19 protein-coding genes are annotated in these 20,924 nt (G+C 71.1%); 14 read left to right on the top strand and 5 right to left on the bottom strand.

All coding sequences use genetic code 11. From position 1 onward, the window contains the following. Position 1: 1 nt before the first annotated feature. Positions 2-232 carry an exodeoxyribonuclease VII small subunit gene (locus ACZ7LV_RS33930; protein WP_471945137.1) on the top strand — a complete coding sequence of 77 codons (231 nt, stop codon included), beginning with the start codon at positions 2-4 and terminating at the stop codon, positions 230-232. A 159-nt stretch (positions 233-391) separates the two neighbouring features. Beyond that, the gene (locus ACZ7LV_RS33925) at positions 392-982 is read left to right on the top strand and encodes a malonic semialdehyde reductase (protein WP_471945135.1); all 591 of its coding nucleotides are present in this window, start codon (positions 392-394) and stop codon (positions 980-982) included. A 90-nt stretch (positions 983-1,072) separates the two neighbouring features. Here the strand turns inward: ACZ7LV_RS33925 and ACZ7LV_RS33920 are convergent, their stop codons facing one another. Then, positions 1,073-1,609: a DUF4245 domain-containing protein gene (locus ACZ7LV_RS33920; RefSeq protein WP_471945133.1), complete on the bottom strand. Its 537-nt coding sequence runs from the start codon at positions 1,607-1,609 to the stop codon at positions 1,073-1,075. 126 nt (positions 1,610-1,735) lie between these two features. Between ACZ7LV_RS33920 and glpX the strand changes: the two genes are divergently transcribed. After that, a complete protein-coding gene (glpX, locus tag ACZ7LV_RS33915; RefSeq protein ID WP_365450980.1) occupies positions 1,736-2,767 on the top strand; it encodes a class II fructose-bisphosphatase in 1,032 nt (343 codons plus the stop codon). A gap of 647 nt (positions 2,768-3,414) precedes the next feature. Here glpX and ACZ7LV_RS33910 read toward each other — a convergent pair. After that, complete coding sequence (locus ACZ7LV_RS33910; RefSeq protein WP_401672781.1) at positions 3,415-3,792, bottom strand: WhiB family transcriptional regulator; 378 nt, start codon at positions 3,790-3,792, stop codon at positions 3,415-3,417. 135 nt (positions 3,793-3,927) lie between these two features. Next, the gene (locus tag ACZ7LV_RS33905) at positions 3,928-4,614 is read right to left on the bottom strand and encodes a DUF1707 SHOCT-like domain-containing protein (RefSeq protein WP_471945131.1); all 687 of its coding nucleotides are present in this window, start codon (positions 4,612-4,614) and stop codon (positions 3,928-3,930) included. Between the two features lie 170 nt (positions 4,615-4,784). Here ACZ7LV_RS33905 and ACZ7LV_RS33900 point away from each other — a divergent pair, with 170 nt between their 5' ends. The 4 genes from ACZ7LV_RS33900 (at position 4,785) to ACZ7LV_RS33885 (ending at position 11,178) form a co-directional block, all read left to right on the top strand. Next, positions 4,785-6,452, top strand: a complete 1,668-nt coding sequence (locus ACZ7LV_RS33900; protein WP_471945129.1) for a fumarate hydratase — start codon at positions 4,785-4,787, stop codon at positions 6,450-6,452. A gap of 174 nt (positions 6,453-6,626) precedes the next feature. After that, on the top strand, positions 6,627-8,042 hold the full coding sequence (locus ACZ7LV_RS33895; RefSeq protein ID WP_471945127.1) for a class II fumarate hydratase: 1,416 nt from the start codon (positions 6,627-6,629) through the stop codon (positions 8,040-8,042). An 83-nt stretch (positions 8,043-8,125) separates the two neighbouring features. Then, positions 8,126-8,818, top strand: a complete 693-nt coding sequence (gene fomD / locus ACZ7LV_RS33890) for a cytidylyl-2-hydroxypropylphosphonate hydrolase (protein ID WP_471945125.1) — start codon at positions 8,126-8,128, stop codon at positions 8,816-8,818. 305 nt (positions 8,819-9,123) lie between these two features. After that, positions 9,124-11,178, top strand: a complete 2,055-nt coding sequence (locus ACZ7LV_RS33885) for a SpoIIE family protein phosphatase (RefSeq protein ID WP_471945123.1) — start codon at positions 9,124-9,126, stop codon at positions 11,176-11,178. Between the two features lie 63 nt (positions 11,179-11,241). Here the strand turns inward: ACZ7LV_RS33885 and ACZ7LV_RS33880 are convergent, their stop codons facing one another. After that, complete coding sequence (locus ACZ7LV_RS33880; protein ID WP_471945122.1) at positions 11,242-13,542, bottom strand: transglycosylase domain-containing protein; 2,301 nt, start codon at positions 13,540-13,542, stop codon at positions 11,242-11,244. Positions 13,543-13,796: 254 nt separating this feature from the next. Between ACZ7LV_RS33880 and ACZ7LV_RS33875 the strand changes: the two genes are divergently transcribed. From ACZ7LV_RS33875 to ACZ7LV_RS33855, 5 genes are all read left to right on the top strand, one after another. Then, positions 13,797-14,732: an SPFH domain-containing protein gene (locus ACZ7LV_RS33875; protein WP_401672764.1), complete on the top strand. Its 936-nt coding sequence runs from the start codon at positions 13,797-13,799 to the stop codon at positions 14,730-14,732. Further along, entirely contained in the window at positions 14,729-14,974 is a 246-nt protein-coding gene (locus ACZ7LV_RS33870) for a type II toxin-antitoxin system antitoxin (RefSeq protein ID WP_471945120.1), read from the top strand. The genes ACZ7LV_RS33875 and ACZ7LV_RS33870 overlap by 4 nt, the downstream gene beginning before the upstream one ends. Positions 14,975-15,079: 105 nt before the next feature. Further along, a complete protein-coding gene (locus tag ACZ7LV_RS33865) occupies positions 15,080-15,604 on the top strand; it encodes a PadR family transcriptional regulator (RefSeq protein WP_471945118.1) in 525 nt (174 codons plus the stop codon). Continuing rightward, positions 15,601-16,287 (top strand): ABC transporter ATP-binding protein, encoded by a 687-nt coding sequence (locus tag ACZ7LV_RS33860; protein WP_401672757.1) that lies wholly within the window; start codon positions 15,601-15,603, stop codon positions 16,285-16,287. The genes ACZ7LV_RS33865 and ACZ7LV_RS33860 overlap by 4 nt, the downstream gene beginning before the upstream one ends. Beyond that, a complete protein-coding gene (locus tag ACZ7LV_RS33855) occupies positions 16,284-18,614 on the top strand; it encodes an ABC transporter permease (RefSeq protein ID WP_471945116.1) in 2,331 nt (776 codons plus the stop codon). Before ACZ7LV_RS33860 ends, ACZ7LV_RS33855 begins: the two co-directional genes overlap by 4 nt. Position 18,615: 1 nt before the next feature. Here ACZ7LV_RS33855 and ACZ7LV_RS33850 read toward each other — a convergent pair whose 3' ends face one another. After that, positions 18,616-19,572, bottom strand: a complete 957-nt coding sequence (locus ACZ7LV_RS33850; RefSeq protein ID WP_471945114.1) for a LysR substrate-binding domain-containing protein — start codon at positions 19,570-19,572, stop codon at positions 18,616-18,618. Between the two features lie 140 nt (positions 19,573-19,712). Here ACZ7LV_RS33850 and ACZ7LV_RS33845 point away from each other — a divergent pair, with 140 nt between their 5' ends. Continuing rightward, on the top strand, positions 19,713-20,267 hold the full coding sequence (locus ACZ7LV_RS33845) for a peroxiredoxin (RefSeq protein WP_471945113.1): 555 nt from the start codon (positions 19,713-19,715) through the stop codon (positions 20,265-20,267). A gap of 7 nt (positions 20,268-20,274) precedes the next feature. Beyond that, complete coding sequence (locus ACZ7LV_RS33840; protein WP_471945111.1) at positions 20,275-20,808, top strand: alkyl hydroperoxide reductase; 534 nt, start codon at positions 20,275-20,277, stop codon at positions 20,806-20,808. Positions 20,809-20,924 lie beyond the last annotated feature (116 nt).

Raw genomic sequence — 20,924 nt, 5'->3', positions numbered from 1 at the left:
GATGAGCGGCAAGGTGGACGAGGCGCTGGGCTACGAGCAGGCGCGCGACGAGCTGATCGAGGTCGTACGGCGGCTGGAGGCGGGCGGTACGACGCTGGAGGAGTCCCTCGCCCTGTGGGAGCGCGGCGAGGAGCTGGCCAAGGTGTGCCGGCGGTGGCTGGAGGGCGCGCGGGCCCGGCTGGACGCGGCGCTGGCCGAGGAGGCGGCGGAGTCCGGGAGCGAGCAGGAGTGAGCGGCGCGGCACGGGCCTGACCTGCGGCGGATGGGTGTGAAGCCGCTCACCACAGGCCTGATTTTGTTGAACTTTGAACTTCTTCTGACGTACCGTCGGTCCCGTCAGCGACTCTGTGTACGGTACACGGATTCGACGCAGCACCGAGAAAGTTCACGCATGTCTCTCGTTCTTGACCCCGCCGCCCAGGACCTGCTCTTCCGCGAGGCCCGCACCGCGAACGCCTTCACCGACGAGCCGGTGACCGACGAGCAGGTGCAGGCGATCTACGACCTGGTCAAGTACGGCCCGACCGCCTTCAACCAGTCGCCCCTGCGCATCACCCTGGTCCGCTCCCCCGAGGCCCGTGAGCGCCTGGTCCAGCATCTGTCCGAAGGCAACCGGGCCAAGACGGCCGCCGCGCCACTGGTGGCGATCCTCGCCGCGGACAACGAGTTCCACGAGGAGCTGCCGCAGCTCTTCCCGCACGCCCCGCAGGTCAAGGACGCGTTCTTCGCCGAGCGCCCGGTCCGTGAGCGCGCGGCCGGTCTGAACGCCGCCCTCCAGGCCGCCTACTTCATCGTCGGCGTGCGCGCCGCCGGCCTGGCCGCGGGCCCGATGACCGGTCTGGACGCCGAGGGCGTGCGCAAGGAGTTCCTGGACGACGACCACACCCCGCTGATGGTCGTGAACATCGGCCGTCCGGGCCCGGACGCGTGGCGCGCGCGTTCGCCGCGGCTGGCGTACGAGGACGTCGTCACCACGGTGTGACCCACCCCCCGCCACGCGAAGGGCCCCCGGCATCGGATGCCGGGGGCCCTTCGCATCGTCGCGGACCACGCGACCAGGGGTCATGGCGGATCAGGACGTCTTCAGCGCCTTCACCATGGTCGTCAGCTGCTCGAACGAGCCGGTGCCGGCCACCACCGTCGTCGCGCCCTTGGAGTCGTCGTCCTCGGCCAGGACCAGCGCGTCGTAGCGGCCGCCGGTCCAGCGCACCCATGTCCGGCCGCCGATCTCCTCGGTGACCTTCGTCTCCTGCGCGCCCTGGGTGGCGTCCTCGATGAACGGGATCCGCTTGTCCATGGACTGCTTCAGCGTGACGTACTCCCCGTCGGGGGCGTGGAAGCCGAGGTGCCAGGCGTCCTGCTTCTGGCCGTCGAAGCGGACCGACGTCGGCTTCCAGGTCTGCGGGAGGCCCTGCGGCGCGGCCACCGGATACGCGGCGGCGCGGCGGGCCGTGAGCAGCTCGACCCGGTAGTCGACCCGTTTGACGTCCGGTTCCTGGTCGCTGTCGTGCGGGACGAAGAGGTACATGACCAACCCCGCCAGCACGATCAGGCCCAGGGAGAAAACCATGTCCCGGACCGTCTTCTGCTTGCCGTTCGCGCCTGCCACGCCCCCTATCGTCGCAGGTGCCCCGTCCGCTCATCCGTGGGGGGCCCTGCTCATTCTGTCGATCTGACGATAGAGTCGTCGCCGAACCCTCATCCGGCCGTCGTCGTATCAGAAAGGTGCGTTCCGATGACCGAGCATCACTTGCCGTCCGAACTCGATGTGCCCTCCGAGGCCCCCGACCGCAACCTCGCCCTCGAACTGGTCCGGGTGACCGAAGCCGCGGCGATGGCCGCGGGTCGCTGGGTGGGCCGCGGGGACAAGAACGGCGCCGACGGTGCCGCGGTGCGCGCCATGCGCGCCCTCGTCTCCACCGTCTCCATGAACGGCGTGGTCGTCATCGGGGAGGGTGAGAAGGACGAGGCGCCGATGCTCTACAACGGGGAGCGGGTCGGCGACGGGACCGGGCCCGAGTGCGACATCGCCGTCGATCCGATCGACGGCACGACCCTGACCGCCAAGGGCATGACGAACGCCATCGCGGTGCTCGCGGCGGCGGAGCGGGGGTCGATGTTCGACCCGTCGGCCGTCTTCTACATGGACAAGCTGGTCACCGGGCCCGAGGCGGCGGACTTCGTCGACATCGACGCGCCGGTGTCGGTGAACATCCGGCGGGTCGCCAAGGCGAAGCGCTCCGCCCCCGAGGACGTGACCGTCGTCATCCTCGACCGGCCGCGGCACGAGCGGCTCATCGAGGAGGTCCGCGAGACGGGTGCGCGGATCAAGCTGATCTCCGACGGTGACGTGGCCGGGTCGATCCTGGCGCTGCGCGAGGGCACGGGCGTGGACCTGCTGCTCGGTGTCGGCGGGACGCCGGAGGGGATCATCTCGGCCTGCGCCGTGAAGTGCCTCGGCGGGACCATCCAGGGCAAGCTGTGGCCCAAGGACGACGAGGAGCGGCAGCGGGCGATCGACGCGGGGCACGATCTGGACCGGGTGCTGACGACCGAGGACCTGGTGACCGGGGAGAACGTGTTCTTCGTGGCGACCGGGATCACGGACGGGGAGCTGCTGCGGGGGGTTCGTTACCGGTCGGAGACGGCTACGACGGACTCGATCGTGATGCGGTCCAAGTCGGGGACGGTGCGGAGGATCGACTCCGAGCACAGGTTGAGCAAGCTGCGGGCGTACAGCGCGATCGATTTCGAGCGGGCGAAGTAGGGCGCGGCGGGTCTGGGCGTCGGGGTGGTGGCCGGGGGCCCGTCGAGTGCGGGTGCGTCGTGGTTTGTCGCGCAGTTCCCCGCGCCCCTGAAGACGCCCGGCCGACCGGGGGCGAAAGGTCTTCGGGCGGGTGCGGGTGCGTGGTGGCTTGTCGCGCCCTTCCCCGCGCCCCTGAAGGCGCCCGCCGCCTGGGGCTGAAGCTCTCCGGCGAGTGCGGGTGCGTCGTGGCTTGTCGCGCAGTTCCCCGCGCCCCTGAAGACGCCCGGCCGACCGGGGGCGAAAGGTCTTCGGGCGGGTGCGGGTGCGTGGTGGCTTGTCGCGCCCTTCCCCGCGCCCCTGAAGGCGCCCGGCCGACCGGGGCGAAAGGTCTCCGGGCGGCTGCGGGTGGGGAGTGGCTTGTCGCGCCGTTCCCCGCGCCCCTGAAGGCGCCCCGCCGACCGGGGCGAAAGGTCTCCGGGCGAGTGCGGGTGCGTCGTGGTTTGTCGCGCCGTTCCCCGCGCCCCTGGAAGGCGCCCGCCGCCGGGGGCGAAAGGTCTCCGGGCGGGTGCCTCGTGGCTTGTCGCGGCCCCGTAGAGGGTCCGCCGGGGGAGCGTCGGTTGGTGGCTGTGACGGAGGCGCCCCCTGTGCGGAGGGGGCGCCTTTCGGGGTCAGCCGGCGGCAGCTATGCGGCTGTCGGTGCGGGCCGCCTTCTTCAGTTCCAGTTCGCGGCGGCGGCGCCGGGCCAGGACCACGCGGCGCTCGGCGGCGGTGAGGCCGCCCCAGACGCCGTAGGGCTCGGGCTGGAGGAGGGCGTGTTCGCGGCACTCGACCATGACGGGGCAGCGGGCGCAGACGCGCTTGGCCGCCTCCTCGCGGGAGAGCCGGGCGGCGGTGGGCTCCTTGGAGGGCGCGAAGAACAGGCCGGCCTCGTCGCGCCGGCACACTGCCTCCGTGTGCCATGGGGCGTCTTGGTCCCTGTCTCGCGCTGGCACCCGCTGGGCCGGAACGGCAGCTACCTGCAGGGACGAATGCGGCGGTTGCAGCACGGTCTACTCCTGACGACGGCTTCGCGAGCGAGAGACGATGCAGCAAGGTCTACCCGCTGTACGCGCGCCTATGCAGGGAGTCCCCGACGACCGGAATCAGGGGATACGGATGCGCTGCCCGGCAGACGACCGACCCTAGTGGTCGAGGTGCTTGCGCAGGTGTTTGTCGACCTTGCGGTGCACCCGGTCGAGGATGTCCGCCACCAGCTTCCCGCGCTTGGGGCGCGCCTCGATGTTGCCGAGCACGGCCCAGCCCTCCACGAAGACGACGGGGGCGTCGGGGTCCGTGGCGTCCTGGTTGTCGACCTCGAAGTTGCCGAGGACACCGCCGCCGGAGCCGCGCAGCGAGACATTCTCCGGTACGCGGACCTCGACGTTCCCGAAGACGGACCAGGCCTTGATCACGACCTGCTGGTACTCGAAGACCGCCTCGCTGAGGTCGATCTCGACACTGCCGAAGACCGAGTACGCGTGGATGCGGCGGCCCGCCCGCCAACGCCCCTTGCGCACCGCGGCGCTGAACACCGCGACCACGTTCTCGTCCGGCTCCGCCGGTATCGCGCCGGCCGAGGGCCGCTGGGGAGCGGAGACGTATGTGGGGGCCGGGCGGGCGTGGTGGTGCGCGCCGGGCAGGTCCCGCACGTACGGCTCCAGCTCACCGACGGTCTTCGCGGTGTAGACACCCTCCACCCGCTCGGCGTGCTCCTCGGCCGTGAGGCGGCCCTCGGCCAGGGCCTCGCGCAGGATGTCCGCGAAACGGTCGCGGTCGGCGTCGGAGGCACGGAGTTCGGAGCCGGGCGCGGTGTGCTTCTGAAGGTCCACAGCAGCAGCGTACCCAAACACGATAGATCGCGACACCCCAGCGGGCGGGCCGGGCACGGCGGTTCGAACTGAGCCTTACCTCACAAGCTCGCCGTCGATGCCACGTCCTACGCTGGTGGACGCTGCCAAGGGATGCCAGCGCTGTCTGCCGTGAGTGAGGAATGGGCGCGATGCCTGAGTTCGAGTACACCGATCTGCTCCCCATGGGGGAGGACACCACCCCGTACCGGCTGGTGACCTCCGAGGGTGTCTCCACCTTCGAGGCCGACGGGCGGACGTTCCTCAAGGTCGAGCCGGAGGCGCTGCGCAGGCTCGCCGAGGAGGCCATCCACGACATCCAGCACTACCTGCGCCCGGCCCACCTGGCCCAGCTGCGCCGGATCATCGACGACCCGGAGGCGTCCGGCAACGACAAGTTCGTCGCCCTGGACCTGCTGAAGAACGCCAACATCGCGGCCGCGGGCGTGCTGCCCATGTGCCAGGACACCGGCACCGCGATCGTCATGGGCAAGCGCGGACAGAACGTGCTCACCGAGGGCGGCGACGAGGCGGCCCTGTCCCGGGGCGTGTACGACGCCTACAAGAACCTCAACCTCCGCTACTCCCAGATGGCCCCGCTGACCATGTGGGAGGAGAAGAACACCGGCTCCAACCTCCCCGCGCAGATCGAGCTGTACGCGACCGACGGCGGCGCCTACAAGTTCCTCGTGATGGCCAAGGGCGGCGGCAGCGCCAACAAGTCGTTCCTCTACCAGGAGACGAAGGCCGTCCTGAACGAGACCTCCATGATGAAGTTCCTGGAGGAGAAGATCCGTTCGCTGGGCACGGCCGCCTGCCCGCCGTACCACCTGGCCATCGTGGTGGGCGGCACGAGCGCCGAGTACGCGCTGAAGACCGCGAAGTACGCCTCCGCGCACTACCTGGACGAGATCCCCGCCGAGGGCTCCCCGCTCGGGCACGGCTTCCGCGACAAGGAGCTGGAGGAGAAGGTCTTCGAGCTGACGCAGAAGATCGGCATCGGCGCCCAGTTCGGCGGCAAGTACTTCTGCCACGACGTCCGGGTCGTCCGCCTCCCCCGGCACGGCGCGTCCTGCCCGGTCGCCATCGCCGTCTCCTGCTCGGCCGACCGGCAGGCGCTCGCGAAGATCACCGCCGAGGGCGTCTTCCTGGAGCAGCTGGAGACCGACCCGGCGCGCTTCCTCCCCGACACCACGGACGAGCACCTCGACGAGGCCGGCGACGTCGTCAGGATCGACCTCAACCAGCCGATGGAGGACATCCTCGCCGAGCTGACCAAGTACCCGGTCAAGACGCGCCTCTCCCTCACCGGCCCCCTGGTCGTGGCCCGCGACATCGCGCACGCCAAGATCAAGGAGCGGCTGGACGCGGGCGAGGAGATGCCGCAGTACCTCAAGGACCACCCGGTGTACTACGCCGGCCCCGCGAAGACCCCCGAGGGCTACGCCTCCGGCTCCTTCGGCCCGACGACGGCCGGCCGCATGGACTCCTACGTCGAGCAGTTCCAGGCCGCGGGCGGCTCCAAGGTGATGCTGGCCAAGGGCAACCGCAGCCAGCAGGTCACCGACGCCTGCGGTACCCACGGCGGCTTCTACCTCGGCTCCATCGGCGGCCCCGCCGCCCGCCTCGCCCAGGACTGCATCAAGAAGGTCGAGGTCGTCGAGTACGAGGAGCTCGGCATGGAGGCCGTCTGGAAGATCGAGGTCGAGGACTTCCCGGCGTTCGTCGTGGTCGACGACAAGGGCAACGACTTCTTCAAGGATCCCGCCCCCGCCCCGACGTTCACGTCGATTCCGGTACGGGGCCCCGGGCTCGCCTGACCCGCCGCCCGCACCGCACGCTCCCCGCGAGGCCCCGCGCACCGATCCGGTGCGCGGGGCCTCGTCCGTGGCGCCGCGCGCGAGGCGACCGCCGCCATGAGGAGGATCACGCGATCCTGGGAGGGGAATACGCCCCCTCGGACCACGCGCTTCCCTCCTGGAGGTACGACAACGATGACGAAGACGACGAACACCGAAGACGGCGACCAGAAGTACCGCGTCGAGCACGACTCGATGGGCGAGGTGCGGGTCCCGGCCGACGCCAAGTGGCGGGCCCAGACGCAGCGGGCCGTGGAGAACTTCCCGGTCTCCGGGCAGCGGCTGGAGCGCGCGCACATCGAGGCGCTGGCGCGGATCAAGGCCGCCGCCGCGGCCGTCAACGCCAAGCTCGGCGTCCTCGACAAGGACATCGCCGAGGCCGTCCAGGAGGCGGCGCGGGAGGTCGCGGAGGGACGCTGGGACGCGCATTTCCCCGTCGACGTGTTCCAGACGGGCTCGGGCACCTCGTCCAACATGAACACCAACGAGGTCATCGCGACCCTCGCGAGCGAGCGCCTCGGCCGGGACGTCCACCCCAACGACCACGTCAACGCGTCCCAGTCGTCCAACGACGTCTTCCCTTCCTCCCTGCACATCGCCGCCACCGCCGCCGTGCTGCGCGACCTGATCCCGGCGCTGCGGCACCTGGCGGAGTCCCTGGAGCGCAAGGCCGAGGAGTTCGCCGACGTGGTGAAGTCGGGGCGGACCCATCTGATGGACGCCACGCCCGTGACGCTGGGCCAGGAGTTCGGCGGCTACGCGGCCCAGGTGCGCTACGGCATCGAGCGGCTGGAGGCCTCCCTCCCCCGGCTCGCCGAACTGCCGCTCGGCGGCACGGCGGTCGGCACCGGCATCAACACCCCGCCCGGTTTCCCGGCGGCCGTGATCGCGGAGGTGGCCCGCGCGACCGGCCTGCCGCTCACCGAGGCGCGCAACCACTTCGAGGCGCAGGGCGCCCGGGACGGGATCGTCGAGACCAGCGGGCAGCTGCGCACCGTCGCCGTCGGACTGACGAAGATCGCCAACGATCTGCGCTGGATGGCGTCCGGACCGCGCACCGGGCTCGCCGAGATCAACCTGCCCGATCTCCAGCCCGGTTCGTCGATCATGCCGGGCAAGGTCAACCCGGTCGTCCCGGAGGCCGTGCTCATGGTCTGCGCCCAGGTCGTCGGCAACGACACCACGGTCGCGACAGCGGGCGCTTCCGGCAACTTCGAGCTGAACGTGATGCTCCCGGTCATCGCGAAGAACGTGCTGGAGTCCGTCCGGCTGCTCGCGGCCGTCTCCCGGCTGCTCGCGGACCGGACCGTCGACGGCATCACCGCCAACCGGGAACGCGCCCGTGAGTACGCCGAGTCGTCGCCCTCCGTGGTGACCCCGCTGAACAAGTACATCGGCTACGAGGAGGCCGCCAAGGTCGCCAAGACATCGCTGGCCGAGCGCAAGACGATCCGTCAGGTCGTCCTGGAGGGCGGCTACGTGGAGCGCGGCGACCTCACCGTGCAGCAGCTCGACGAGGCGCTGGACGTCCTGCGGATGACGCGTCCGTGACCGGCGCGCCGGTCCGTGTGACCGGTGGGTGAACCGTGACCCGCGCCGCGGCGTCGTATGCCGGTGACACCTAATATCTGTGCATGACGGACGACGGAGCGGTGAGACGCGTGGAAGCGGAGGCGGCCACGGCCTTCTGGGCCCCGGGCAGTCACATCCTGTGGCGCTACCGGGAGAACGCGGGCGACCGCTTCCACATCGCACGCCCCGTCACCGTCGTGCGCGACGACGCCGACCTGCTCGCCGTGTGGATGGCGCCGGGCACGGAGTGCGTCAAGCCGGTGCTGGCCGACGGGACGCCGGTCCACCTGGAGCCCCTTCGGACGCGCTACACGAGGCCACGGACCGTGCAGCGCGGCCACTGGTTCGGCACCGGTGTGCTGAAGCTGGCCCGGCCCCGCGAGCCCTGGTCGGTGTGGCTGTTCTGGGACCCGGGCTGGCGGTTCAAGAACTGGTACGTCAACCTGGAGGAGCCGCTGGCGCGTTGGAGCGGCGGCGTGGACTCCGAGGACCACTTCCTCGACATCACCGTGGAGCCGGACCGCAGTTGGCAGTGGCGGGACGAGGACGAGTTCGCCCAGGCCCAGCGGGACGGTCTGATGGACGCCGCGCAGGCCGAACGGGTCCGGGACGCGGGCCGCAATGCGGTGGAGGTGATCCGCGCCTGGGGGCCGCCGTTCGCCGACGGATGGCAGCACTGGCGGCCGGATCCGGCCTGGGCCGTACCCTCACTTCCGGAGGACTGGGATCGTATGCCTGCGCGTGTGTCCTCATGAGACCCTTGCTGCGCCCCCGGGCGGTAAACGTAGGATCGTCCTCCGCAAGGGGCGCGCGAGGGCAACTCGTGGGACGCGCCGAGAGCTTGACCGGATGTCACCGAGGGGCGGCAGGACGTGAGCGAGGGACACGAGGGCAACACCCGGGCGGGCCACGGCCGGTCCGCCGGTGGCACAGGAACAGCCTCTGACCACGCGGGAATTCCGTTCCTGGGGCATGTATTCCGGGTATCGGGACTTCGGCGGGACGAACTGCACGCGCGATGCAAGGCGCGCACGGCCCCGGACGGACGGATTCGACACGCGTGACGGAGCAGCCGACCTCTTTCGAGCGCCCCCAGGCGGGCGTGGACCCCGTGGATCCCCGCGGGGCGCTCCTGCGTACCCCGGCGGCCCCGCTGACGCCCGGTGCCGCCGCTTTACCCGCTCAGGCCCGGGGCACCGGAGAGACGCCCTCGGGCACCTCGGTGACGCCCGGCGGCGCCGCGGGTCCTGAGCACTCCCAGCCGGCCGCGGCCGAGCCCGACACCCATCGCCCGCGCCCCGCGCCGGAGGCCATCCCGGCGCAGCCCGGCACCGACCCGGAGCGTTCGGGCCCCGGCGGCCAGGAGCGCCGCACCGGCCAGTCCTCCCCGCTCGGCAGGCCGACGCCGATGCGCCGGGACGGCGACCGGCTGCGCTTCGTGGGTGCCGCGACCCGGCGGATCGCCCGTGGCATCGACCTCGACGAGATCGTCATGGGGCTGTGCCGGGCCACCGTGCCAACGTTTTCCGACGCGATCCTCGTCTATCTGCGCGACCCGCTGCCGGTCGGCGACGAGCGGCCCACGGGCCCCGTCGTGCTGCGGCTGCGGCGCACCGACCGGATCCCGGAGGAGCGGGACACCGAGAACGGTTTCCTGCCGGTGCTCCAGCCGGAGCCCTCGGAGCTGTCGACGCTGACCGCCGAGCTGTGCGAGGTCCGGCCGGGCGGCGCGCTCGCCGAGGTCCTGCGCGGGGTGCGTCCGGTGTTCGCCGACGCGCCTGCCGCCCGCGCCGCGCTGCCCGAGCTGCTCGGCGAGAACGGCGAGGCGGTCATCCCCGCCGGCCAGCGGGCCATCCTCGCCCCGCTGCGCGGCCGTCGGCGGGTGATCGGCGCCGCGGTCTTCCTGCGTCGCCCGGAGCGGCTGGCCTTCGAGGCGGACGACCTGCTCATCGCCGCCCAGCTCGCCACGCACAGCGCGCTCGGCATCGACAAGGCCGTGCTGTACGGCCGTGAGGCGTACATCGCCGACGAGTTGCAGCGCACGATGCTGCCGGAGACCCTGCCGCAACCGACGGGTGTCCGGCTGGCCTCGCGCTACCTCCCGGCCGCCGAGACGGCACGGGTCGGCGGCGACTGGTACGACGCCATCCCGCTGCCCGGCAGCCGGGTCGCGCTCGTCGTCGGTGACGTGATGGGACACTCCATGACGTCCGCCGCGATCATGGGCCAGCTGCGCACGACGGCGCAGACGCTCGCCGGGCTGGACCTGCCGCCGCAGGAGGTGCTGCACCACCTCGACGAGCAGGCCCAGCGGCTGGGCACCGACCGCATGGCGACCTGCCTGTACGCGGTCTACGACCCGGTGTCGCACCGGATCACCATCGCCAACGCCGGGCATCCGCCGCCGGTGCTGCTGCACCTGGGCGGGCGGGCCGAGGTGCTGCGCGTCCCGGCGGGCGCGCCGATCGGCGTGGGCGGCGTCGACTTCGAGGCCGTGGAGCTGGACGCCCCGGCCGGGGCGACGCTGCTGCTGTACACGGACGGGCTGGTGGAGTCCCGGTTGCGGGACGTGTGGACAGGCATAGAGCAGCTGCGCGAGAAGCTGGCCGCGACCGCTCAGCTCACCGGGCCGGACCATCCGCCGCCGCTGGAAGCGCTGTGCGACGAGGTGCTGGACATGCTCGGGCCGGGCGACCGGGACGACGACATCGCGCTGCTCGCCGCCCGGTTCGACGGGATCGCGCCGAGCGACGTCGCGTACTGGTACCTGGACCCGGAGGAGATGGCGCCGGGCAAGGCCCGCAGGCTGGCGCGCAGCGCGCTGTCGCGGTGGGGCATGGAGGAGCTGACGGACTCCGTCGAGCTGCTCATCAGCGAGGTCGTGACGAACGCCGTGCGGTACGCGTCGCGGCCGGTGACGTTGCGGCTGCTGCGGACGGACGTGCTGCGCTGCGAGGTCGGCGACGACGTGCCGCAGTTGCCCCGGCTGCGGCAGGCCCGCGCCACCGACGAGGGCGGGCGCGGGCTGTATCTGGTGAACCGGCTGGCCCGGCGGTGGGGGGCGACCCGGCTCAGCACCGGGAAGGTCGTCTGGTTCGAGCTGAATCGCGGGTGAGGCGCGCCTCACCCAGACGCGTCGAGGGCGCCCGGCGGATCGCCGGGCGCCCTCTTCTGCGCCCTATCGCTCGTCGTCCGGGAGGAACGGGTTCTCCGGGCCGGTGGGTTCGGTCGGTACGGACGGCGGGGGCTGCGTCGTCGGAGTCTGCGACGGCGGCGACTGACTGGGTGTCTGGCTCGGCGACTGACTCGGCGCCTGGGTCGGGGACTCGGACGTCGGGGGTGCCGACGTCGGCGGCTCGGACGTGGGCGCCTCGGTGGTCGGCTCGTCGCTCGGGGTCGGGGTGTACGTCGGCTTCACGGCGGCGCCCTGGTCGGTGTCCAGGTCGAACCTGCTGACCTGGTCCATCACGCCGAAGGTGTACGCCGCCCAGATCTGTGCCGGGAAGCCGCCGCCGTTGACGCGGCCCTTGCCCGGCAGGGTGCCGGTGGCGCCCGCCATGTTCACCTGCTTGCCGGTCTTGGCGTCCTGGCCGAACAGGCCGACCGAGGTCACCAGGTTCGGGGTGTAGCCGGTGAACCAGGCGGACCTGCCGTAGTCGGAGGTACCGGTCTTGCCGGCCACCTGCTGCCCGTCCCGCTCCGGGTTGTCGCGCACCGAGGCGCGGGCCGTGCCGTCGTCGACCACGCCGGTGAGCACCGAGGTGACCGTGTCGGCGGCCTCGCGGCTGATGACCTGGTCCCCGACCGGGTCCGGCAGGTCCACGACGATGTCCTTGTGCTCCACCGAGGCCAGCACCGTGGGCGTGACCTTCTTGCCGTGGTTGTCGAGGGTGGCGTAGATCCCCGCCATCTCCATCGGGCTCGCGCCCATGGAGCCGAGCGTCTGGGCCGGCACCGCCTGCATGCCGTCGGTGTCCATGCCGAGTTCGCCGGCGACCTTCATGACCTCGTCCATGCCGACGTCGACGCCCATCTGCGCGAAGACGGCGTTGACGGACTTGTTCATCGCGGTCTGCACGGTGACGTCGCCGTAGTCGACGTCGTCCTCGTTCGGCGGGGCGAAGCCGACCTTGGTCCCGTTGTCCGTGACCGGGTGCCTGCTGTCACCGTCGTAGACGGTGTTCGCGTTGATCGGCTCGCCGTCCTGGGTCTCGGCGGCCTCCTCCACGGCGGCGGCCAGGATGACCGGCTTGAAGGTGGAGGCCGGCTGGTAGTCGCGGCGGGTCGCGTTGTTCGTGTAGTGCTTGACGTAGTCGACGCCGCCGTACATCGCGACGACCTTGCCGGTCTTGGGGTCGACGGACACGGCGCCGGGCTGGATGTTCCCGTCGACCTTGCGCTTCTTCGGGTCGAGTTTGCTCGCGAGCTGGTCCTCGGCGGCCTTCTCCAGCCGGGCCTGCTTCTTCTTGTCGACGTTCAGCGTCAGGTTCCAGCCGCCGCGCTTGACCATGGCGAGGGCCTGGTCCTGGTCCTGGGCGGTCCCCTGGGCCACCAGGCGCCGGGCCAGTTCGGCGTTGGCCGCGTCGACCCAGTAGCCGGTCTGGCCCTCCATCCCGGGATTGCCCTGGGGGTCCTTGGGCACCGGGAACTTCATCTCCTGGCGTTCGGAGGCGCTCAGCCAGCGCTCCTCGACCATGTTGTCCAGGACGTAGTTCCAGCGGTTCTTCACCAGGCGCTTGCTGGTGTCCGAGGCGACGGCCCAGTCGTACTGGCTCGGTGCCTGGAGCAGCGCGGCGAGGTAGGCGCCCTGCTCGACGGTGAGGTCGTCGGCGTCGACGCGGTAGTAGGCCTGCGCGGCGGCCTGGATGCCGTAGGCGTTGCGCCCGTAGTAGCTGGTGTTGATGTAGCCCGCGAGGATGTCGTCCTTGGACATCTGGCGGTCCACCTTGAGCGAGATCACCAGCTCCTTCAGCTTGCGGGTGACCGTCTGCTCCTGGCTGAGGTAGTAGTTCTTGACGTACTGCTGGGTGATCGTCGAGCCGCCCTGCGCGCCCTTGCCGCTGAGGGTGTTGACCAGGCCTCGGGTCGTGCCCTTCAGGTCGACGCCGTTGTCCTGGTAGAACGACTTGTTCTCGGCGGCCACGAAGGTCCGCTGGACGGCCTTGGGCACCCGCGCCAGGTCGACGACCTCGCGGTTGACCTCGCCGTCGCGGACCAGGACCGTGCCGTCGCTGTACTTGTAGACGTTGCTCTGCAGCTTCGCCGCCGCGTTGCCCTCGGGGACGGACACCAGCAGGTACAGCAGGACGAAGCCGCCGATGCCGAGCAGGCACAGGCCGAGGAAGGTGCCCAGTATCTTCCGCCAGGTGAACAGCCTGCGTATGCCGCTCTTCCCGGCAGCGCGCGACGAACGGCGGTTCCTCGGCGCCGCGCGGTGGCCACCTCGCTGCCGCGCTCGTCTGTCTTCCGCTCGTCCCATGGGTCCGTTCGCTCCGCTCCGCTCTCGGGTGTCACTTCGGTTCCGTGGCTCAGGTCAGCTCAGAAAGCTAACACCGCTCTCTATGACAAAGTCCGACTCTTTCGGCCTTTTACGGACGTGACAATCAGCACGCCTTCCTACGGAACCGACGCCCGACGAGGGGTAAGGGTTGCCGTGGCGGGGTAAAGTGATATCACTTAGCTAGGAAAGAGCTAAGCAATGAGAAGCTGGACGACGAGATACGGGGGACCCCTATGTCCACGCACGACACGCCGGCCGTCGCCGACGTCCCGGAGATGCCCGCACCACGCGTCCGGGAGTTCCCGGCGCACAGCATCGGCGGCGGACTCGCCCTGCTTCTGGGCCTGATCGGCCTGCTGGGCGGCGTCGCCATGATCGTCAGCGCCACGGCCGTCACGGGGACCGGCCTCAAGGCCACACTGATCGTCCTCGGCATCCTGGTCACCCTGTCCGCGTTCATCGCGATGTGCGGCCTGAACATGGTGGCGCCGGGCGAGGCCCGCGTCGTCCAGCTCTTCGGGCGCTACCGGGGCACGATCCGGCAGGACGGCCTGCGCTGGGTGAACCCGCTGACCTCACGCACCAAGATCTCCACCCGGGTGCGCAACCACGAGACCGCGGTCCTGAAGGTCAACGACGCCTACGGCAACCCGATCGAGCTCGCGGCCGTCGTGGTGTGGCGGGTCGAGGACACCGCGCAGGCCACCTTCGAGGTCGACGACTACATCGAGTTCGTCTCCACGCAGACCGAGGCGGCCGTGCGGCACATCGCCATCGAGTACCCCTACGACTCCCACGAGGAGGACGGCCTCTCGCTGCGCGAGAACGCCGAGGAGATCACCGAGAAGCTCGCCGTCGAACTGCACGCGCGGGTGGAGGCGGCCGGCGTGCAGATCATCGAGTCCCGCTTCACGCACCTCGCCTACGCGCCCGAGATCGCCTCGGCGATGCTCCAGCGCCAGCAGGCCGGCGCGGTCGTCGCCGCCCGCCGGCAGATCGTGGACGGCGCGGTCGGCATGGTCGAGATGGCACTGGCCAGGCTGACCGAGCGGGACATCGTGGAGCTGGACTCCGAGCGGAAGGCGGCGATGGTGTCCAACCTCATGGTGGTGCTGTGCGGGGACCGGGCCGCCCAGCCGGTCGTCAACACCGGGACGCTCTACCAGTGACGGATCCCTCCGAGGCCTCCTCGAAGCGGCGGCCGCCGCAGCAGCGCAAGCAGGTGCTGCTGCGGCTGGACCCGTCGGTCTACGAGTCACTCGCCCGCTGGGCGTCGGACGAGCTGCGGTCGGCCAACGCGCAGATCGAGTTCCTGCTCCGCAAGGCCCTCAAGGACGCGGGCCGGCTGCCCGGCGACGCGGGCCCCCTGCCCCGCCGGGGCCGGCCACCCAGCGACCCTCCACCGCAGTAGCGGAACCGTGACAATCGCCTCCCACCTGCGCCGACGCACCCCTCTCCACGATCTACACACCGTGCGTATACACACGACGTATACCCGGTATGTAGAGTGCTCGGCATGTCCATCGGTCACACCCTCCTCGGGCTCCTGGAGTCCGGCCCCCGCCACGGTTACGACCTGAAGCGGGCCTTCGACGAGAAGTTCGGTCAGGACCGGCCCCTGCACTACGGCCAGGTCTACTCGACGATGTCCCGGCTGCTGAAGAACGGCCTCGTCGAGGTCGACGGCATCGAGCCGGGCGGCGGGCCGGAGCGCAAGCGCTACGCCATCACCGACGCCGGCATCACCGACGTGGTGCGATGGCTCGCGACACCGGAGAAGCCGGAGCCGTACCTCCAGTCGACCCTGTACACCAAGGTCGTCCTCGCCCTGCTCACCCGGCGCGACGCCGCCGACATCCTCGACACCCAGCGCTCCGAGCACCTGCGCCTGATGCGGATCCTCACCGACCGCAAGCGCAAGGGCGACCTCGCGGACCAGCTGATCTGCGATCACGCGCTGTTCCATCTGGAGGCCGACCTGCGGTGGCTCGAACTGACCGCCGCCCGCCTCGACAGGCTCGCGGAGGTGGTGACGAAGTGACTCCCACCGGTGCCCTGCTCGTCGCCGAGGGCCTGCGCAAGACGTACGGCCCCACCACCGCCCTGGACGGCGCGGACTTCTCCATCCACCCCGGCGAGGTCGTCGCCGTGATGGGCCCCTCCGGCTCCGGCAAGTCCACCCTCCTGCACTGCCTCGCCGGCATCGTCCCGCCCGAGGAGGGCTCGATCCGCTACGACGGCCGGGAGATGGCCACGATGAACGACGCCCAGCGCAGCGCGCTGCGGCGCTCGGAGTTCGGGTTCGTCTTCCAGTTCGGCCAGCTCGTGCCCGAGCTCACCTGCGTCGAGAACGTCGCCCTGCCGCTGCGCCTGAACGGCGCCTCCCGCAAGGCCGCCGAGCGCACCGCCCTGTCCTGGATGGAGCGCCTCGAGGTCGACGGCATAGGCGGCAAGCGGCCCGGCGAGGTCTCCGGCGGCCAGGGCCAGCGCGTCGCCGTGGCCCGCTCCCTGGTCACCGGCCCGCGGGTGCTCTTCGCCGACGAGCCGACCGGCGCGCTGGACTCCCTCAACGGCGAGCGCGTGATGGAGCTGCTGACGGACGCGGCCCGCTCCACCAACGCCGCCGTCGTCCTCGTCACGCACGAGGCACGGGTCGCCGCCTACTCGGACCGCGAGATCGTCGTGCGGGACGGCAGGTCCCGGGACATGGAGCGGGTCGTATGAAGGCCCGTCAGCCGATGCGGGACCTGGCCATGGGCTTCGGGTTCGCGTTCACCGGCCGGGGCGGCTGGGTGCGCGCGGTGCTGACCGCGGTCGGCGTCGGACTCGGGGTGGCGCTGCTGCTGCTGACGGCAGCGATCCCGAGCGCGCTGGACGCCCGGCACGAGCGCGAACAGGCCCGCACCGACTACACGTTCGACCCGACGGAGCGGCCGAAGTCGGACTCCACCCTGCTGGTCGCCGTCGTCGGTACCACCTTCCGCGACGTGAACGTCCGCGGCCGGGCGCTGGAGCCCGAGGGCCCGAAGGCGCCGCTGCCGCCCGGCGTCGACGCGATGCCCGGGGTCGGCGAGATGGTCGTCTCGCCCCGGCTGAAGGAGCTGCTGGAGTCGCCCGACGGCGAGCTGCTGCGTGAGCGGCTGCCGGAGCGGATCGTGGGCACGATCGGTGAGCCCGGCCTGGTCGGCTCCGCCGAACTCGCCTTCTACCGCGGCGCCGAAGGGCTCTCCGCCCACCTGGGCCAGGGTCCGGTCCACCGGATCGAACGGTTCGGGGAGCCGATCGCGGGCACCTCCGACCCCTGGGACCCGGTACTGCTGCTGCTGGTCCTCGTGGTCTTCGTGGTCCTGCTGATGCCGGTCGGCGTCTTCGTCGCCGCGGCCGTGCGGTTCGGTGGCGAGGGACGCGACCGGCGGCTCGCGGCGCTGCGGCTGGTGGGCTCCGACAGCGGGATGACCCGCCGGGTGGCGGCCGGCGAGGCACTGGCCGGTTCGCTGCTGGGCCTGGTCTTCGGCACCGGCTTCTTCCTGGCCGGACGCCAGCTCGCCGGACAGGCCGAGGTGTTCGACGTCAGCGTCTTCCCGAGCTACCTCAACCCCTCCCCCGCCCTCGCCGCGCTGGTCGCGGTCCTGGTCCCGGCGGCGGCCGTGCTGGTCACCCTCCTCGCGCTGCGCGGCGTGGTCATCGAACCGCTCGGCGTGGTGCGCACGGCCAAGCCGAGCCGCCGCAGGCTCTGGTGGCGGCTGCTGCTGCCGCTGGCCGGCCTCGGCATGCTCGTCCCGATGATCGGCCAGGGCAGCGACCAGGGGAACTTCAACCAGTACCTGGTCGTCGGCGGCGTGATGCTGCTGCTCATCGGCGTCACCGCGCTGCTGCCGTGGATCGTCGAGACGGTCGTCGCGCGGCTCGGTGCGGGTTCGGTCTCCTGGCAGCTGGCCGTCCGCCGCCTCCAGTTGAGCAGCGGCACGGCGGCGCGCACCGTCAACGGCATCGCCGTGGCGGTGGCCGGGGCGATCGCCCTGCAGATGCTGTTCGCCGGGGTGGAGAGCGACTTCACCCGGCAGACCGACTACGACCTCAGCAGGGCGCAGATGCAGGTGCGGCTGTCGGAAGGCGTTCCCCTGGCCGCGGCCGCCGAGGAGTTCCGGCGCACCGACGGCGTGCGCAAGGTCTACGCCTTCTCGGAGGGCTACCTCGGCGAACGGCGCACGGACCCCGAGCAGGGCGCCCAGGTGACGGTCGGCGGCTGCGCCGAGCTCCGGGTCCTGGCGAAGCTGCCCTCGTGCCGGGACGGAGACGTGTTCGCGCTGAACGGCGCCGAGTGGGACACCGACATCGCCGGGCTGGCGAAGCCGGGCCGGACGCTCTACTTCGACCCGACCTACGAAGGCAGCCCCAAGGGCGCGGAGGCGGCGTGGAAGGTGCCGGCCGTGCGCGAGGTGACCGCCCTGCCGGGCCTCACGGGCGAGCCACGGGGCGGGTTCCTGGCCACGCCCGGCGCCCTGCCGCGGGCGGCCCTGGGAACGACGACCAGCGAGGTGTACCTCAAGATCGACGACACCAGGCCGGAGGTGCGCGACCTGGTCCGCAACACCTCGGCGGCGCTCGACCCGCTCGCGGACCCCATGGTGTGGGCCTCCACCGAGCGCGCCGACCGCTACGACTCCATCCGCACCGGCCTGTTCGTCGGCGCGGCCTGCGTCCTGGCCCTGATCGGCGCGAGCCTGCTCGTCTCCCAGCTGGAGCAGTTGCGCGAACGCAGGAAGCTGCTGTCGGCCCTGGTGGCCTTCGGCACCCGGCGTCGCACGCTGAGCCTGTCCGTGCTGTGGCAGACGGCGATCCCGATCGTGCTGGGACTGACCCTGGCCTCGGTGGTGGGGCTCACCCTGGGCGCCGTCCTGCTGAAGATGACGGCCACGGCGCTGAGCGTGGACTGGTCGAGCGTGCTGGCCATGATCGGCATCGGCGCGGGAGTCGTCCTCGTCGTCACGCTGCTCAGCCTGCCGCCGCTGCTGCGGATGATGCGGCCGGAGGGCCTGCGCACCGAGTGAGCTACTCGGCGCCGTGCAGCACGCGCACGGGGAGCGGCCGCATTGCCTCGCGCAGTGCGGCCGCCAGCTCCTCGTACTCCGCGCCGCGCGCCGCGCCCGTCCGCATCGCCAGCGCGATCCGGCGGGTCGGCGCGGGGTCGGAGAAGTACCCGGTGAGCAGCTGATTGCTGCGGCTCGTCTCCACCTTGACGGCGGTACGCGGCAGCAGGGTGCAGCCGAGACCGCCGGCGACGAGCTGGACGAGGGTGGACAGCCCGGCGGCCGTCGTGGTGACCGGCGCGTTCTCGCGGCCGGCCTCCCGGCAGATGTCGAGGGCCTGGTCGCGCAGGCAGTGCCCCTCGTCGAGAAGGAGCAGGTTGAGCTCCTTGAGCGCCTCCCGGGGAATGCCCTCGCGTCCGCCGAGCCAGTGGTCCAGCGGCGTCACGAGGACGAAGTCCTCGTCGAACAACGGCAGTTCCCCGACGCCCGGGACCCCGAGGGGCACGGCGAGCAGCAGCAGGTCGAGCCGGCCCGAGGTGAGCCCGTCCAGCAGGCTCGCGGTCTGCTCCTCGTGCACCTGGAGGTCGAGGTGCGGGTAGCGGTCGTGGACGAGCCGCAGGACGGTCGGCAGCAGATACGGGGCGACGGTGGGGATGACGCCGAGCCGCAGCGCCCCGGTGAAGGGCGCCCGCACGGCCTCGGCCTCCTCCATCAGGGCCCCCACCTCGGCGAGCACGGCCTTGGTGCGGACGGCGAGCCGCTCGCCGGCCGGTGAGAGCAGCACCTTGCGCGTCGTACGCTCGAGAAGCGTGACGCCGAGGACCTCCTCCAGTGTGGCCACGGCCCCGGAGAGGGCGGGCTGGCTCATGCCGATCGCGGCGGCGGCGTCGCGGAAGTGCAGATGCTCGGCGACGGCCGCGAACGCGCGCAACTGGGCGAGGCTGGGCTGACGCCGCCTGCCGGCGTTACCAACGGTCACTGATAGCTACCTCCGATCAACTCGACCGAGTGTAGCTATTTCTCGTATCAATGCGCGTCGTGCCACGATCAAGCACATCCAACCCATGGGAAAGACTCGCCAAAAGCGGGTCTTTCTTCGCTGTGCTGCAAGGAGAGCTAGTGCTCACTGTCGGTGACAAGTTCCCCGAGTTCGAACTGACCGCCTGCGTCTCGCTGGAGAAGGGCAACGAGTTCGAGAAGATCAACCACAAGACCTACGAGGGCAAGTGGAAGGTGATCTTCGCTTGGCCCAAGGACTTCACCTTCGTGTGCCCGACCGAGATCGCCGCCTTCGGCAAGCTGAATGACGAGTTCGCCGACCGCGACGCGCAGGTCCTCGGCTTCTCCGGCGACTCCGAGTTCGTCCACCACGCCTGGCGCAAGGACCACGACGACCTGCGGGACCTGCCGTTCCCGATGATGGCCGACTCCAGGCACGAGCTGATGCGGGATCTGGGCATCGAGGACGAGGAGGGCTTCGCCAAGCGCGCGGTCTTCATCGTCGACCAGAACAACGAGATCCAGTTCACCATGGTGACCGCGGGCTCCGTCGGCCGTAACCCCAAGGAGGTCCTGCGGGTCCTCGACGCGCTCCAGACGGACGAGCTGTGCCCGTGCAACTGGAGCAAGGGCGAGGACACGCTGGACCCGGTCGCCCTGCTCTCCGGGGAGTGATCGGCGCATGTCCCTCGACTCCCTGAAGTCCCGTCTTCCGGACTACGCCAAGGACCTGAAGCTCAACCTGGGTTCGGTCATCGGCAACTCCGAGCTCCCGGCCCAGCAGTTGTGGGGCACGGTGCTGGCCACCGCCATCACCGCGCGCTCCCCGATCGTGCTGCGTGAGCTGGAGCCGGAGGCCAAGGCGGCGCTGTCGCCGCAGGCGTACACGGCGGCCAAGTCCGCCGCGGCGATCATGGCGATGAACAACGTCTTCTACCGCACCCGGCACCTGCTGTCCGACCACGAGTACGGCACCCTGCGCGCGGGGCTGCGGATGAACGTCATCGGCAACCCCGGTGTGGACAAGGTCGACTTCGAGCTGTGGTCCTTCGCCGTCTCCGCCATCAACGGCTGCGGCATGTGCCTCGACTCCCACGAGCAGGTCCTGCGCAAGGCCGGCGTCGACCGCGAGGTCATCCAGGAGTCCTTCAAGATCGCTTCCGTCGTCCAGGCGGTCGCGGTCACCCTGGAGGCAGAGGCGGCACTCGCCGAGTAGCCCTGCCGAGCGCGAACGCCGGGGCCTACTGGCCGGCTCGGGCGGCCGGGGCAGCGCCTGACACGGTGTCGCCCTGCAGGCGCCGAGACTTCCGCCGGACCCGCTCCTGAGAGTCC

Source organism: Streptomyces sp. NPDC107562 (assembly GCF_055657325.1).
This window is presented reverse-complemented; position numbering and strand designations above follow the sequence as displayed.

Bases quoted from the DNA above. Each gene is read 5' to 3' on its own strand.
- ACZ7LV_RS33930 (WP_471945137.1), top strand. From the start codon at position 2: ATGAGCGGCAAGGTGGACGAGGCGCTGGGCTACGAGCAGGCGCGCGAC.
- ACZ7LV_RS33925 (WP_471945135.1), top strand. From the start codon at position 392: ATGTCTCTCGTTCTTGACCCCGCCGCCCAGGACCTGCTCTTCCGCGAG.
- glpX (WP_365450980.1), top strand. From the start codon at position 1,736: ATGACCGAGCATCACTTGCCGTCCGAACTCGATGTGCCCTCCGAGGCC.
- ACZ7LV_RS33900 (WP_471945129.1), top strand. From the start codon at position 4,785: ATGCCTGAGTTCGAGTACACCGATCTGCTCCCCATGGGGGAGGACACC.
- ACZ7LV_RS33895 (WP_471945127.1), top strand. From the start codon at position 6,627: ATGACGAAGACGACGAACACCGAAGACGGCGACCAGAAGTACCGCGTC.
- fomD (WP_471945125.1), top strand. From the start codon at position 8,126: ATGACGGACGACGGAGCGGTGAGACGCGTGGAAGCGGAGGCGGCCACG.
- ACZ7LV_RS33880 (WP_471945122.1), bottom strand. From the start codon at position 13,542: ATGGGACGAGCGGAAGACAGACGAGCGCGGCAGCGAGGTGGCCACCGC.
- ACZ7LV_RS33875 (WP_401672764.1), top strand. From the start codon at position 13,797: ATGTCCACGCACGACACGCCGGCCGTCGCCGACGTCCCGGAGATGCCC.
- ACZ7LV_RS33865 (WP_471945118.1), top strand. From the start codon at position 15,080: ATGTCCATCGGTCACACCCTCCTCGGGCTCCTGGAGTCCGGCCCCCGC.
- ACZ7LV_RS33855 (WP_471945116.1), top strand. From the start codon at position 16,284: ATGAAGGCCCGTCAGCCGATGCGGGACCTGGCCATGGGCTTCGGGTTC.
- ACZ7LV_RS33840 (WP_471945111.1), top strand. From the start codon at position 20,275: ATGTCCCTCGACTCCCTGAAGTCCCGTCTTCCGGACTACGCCAAGGAC.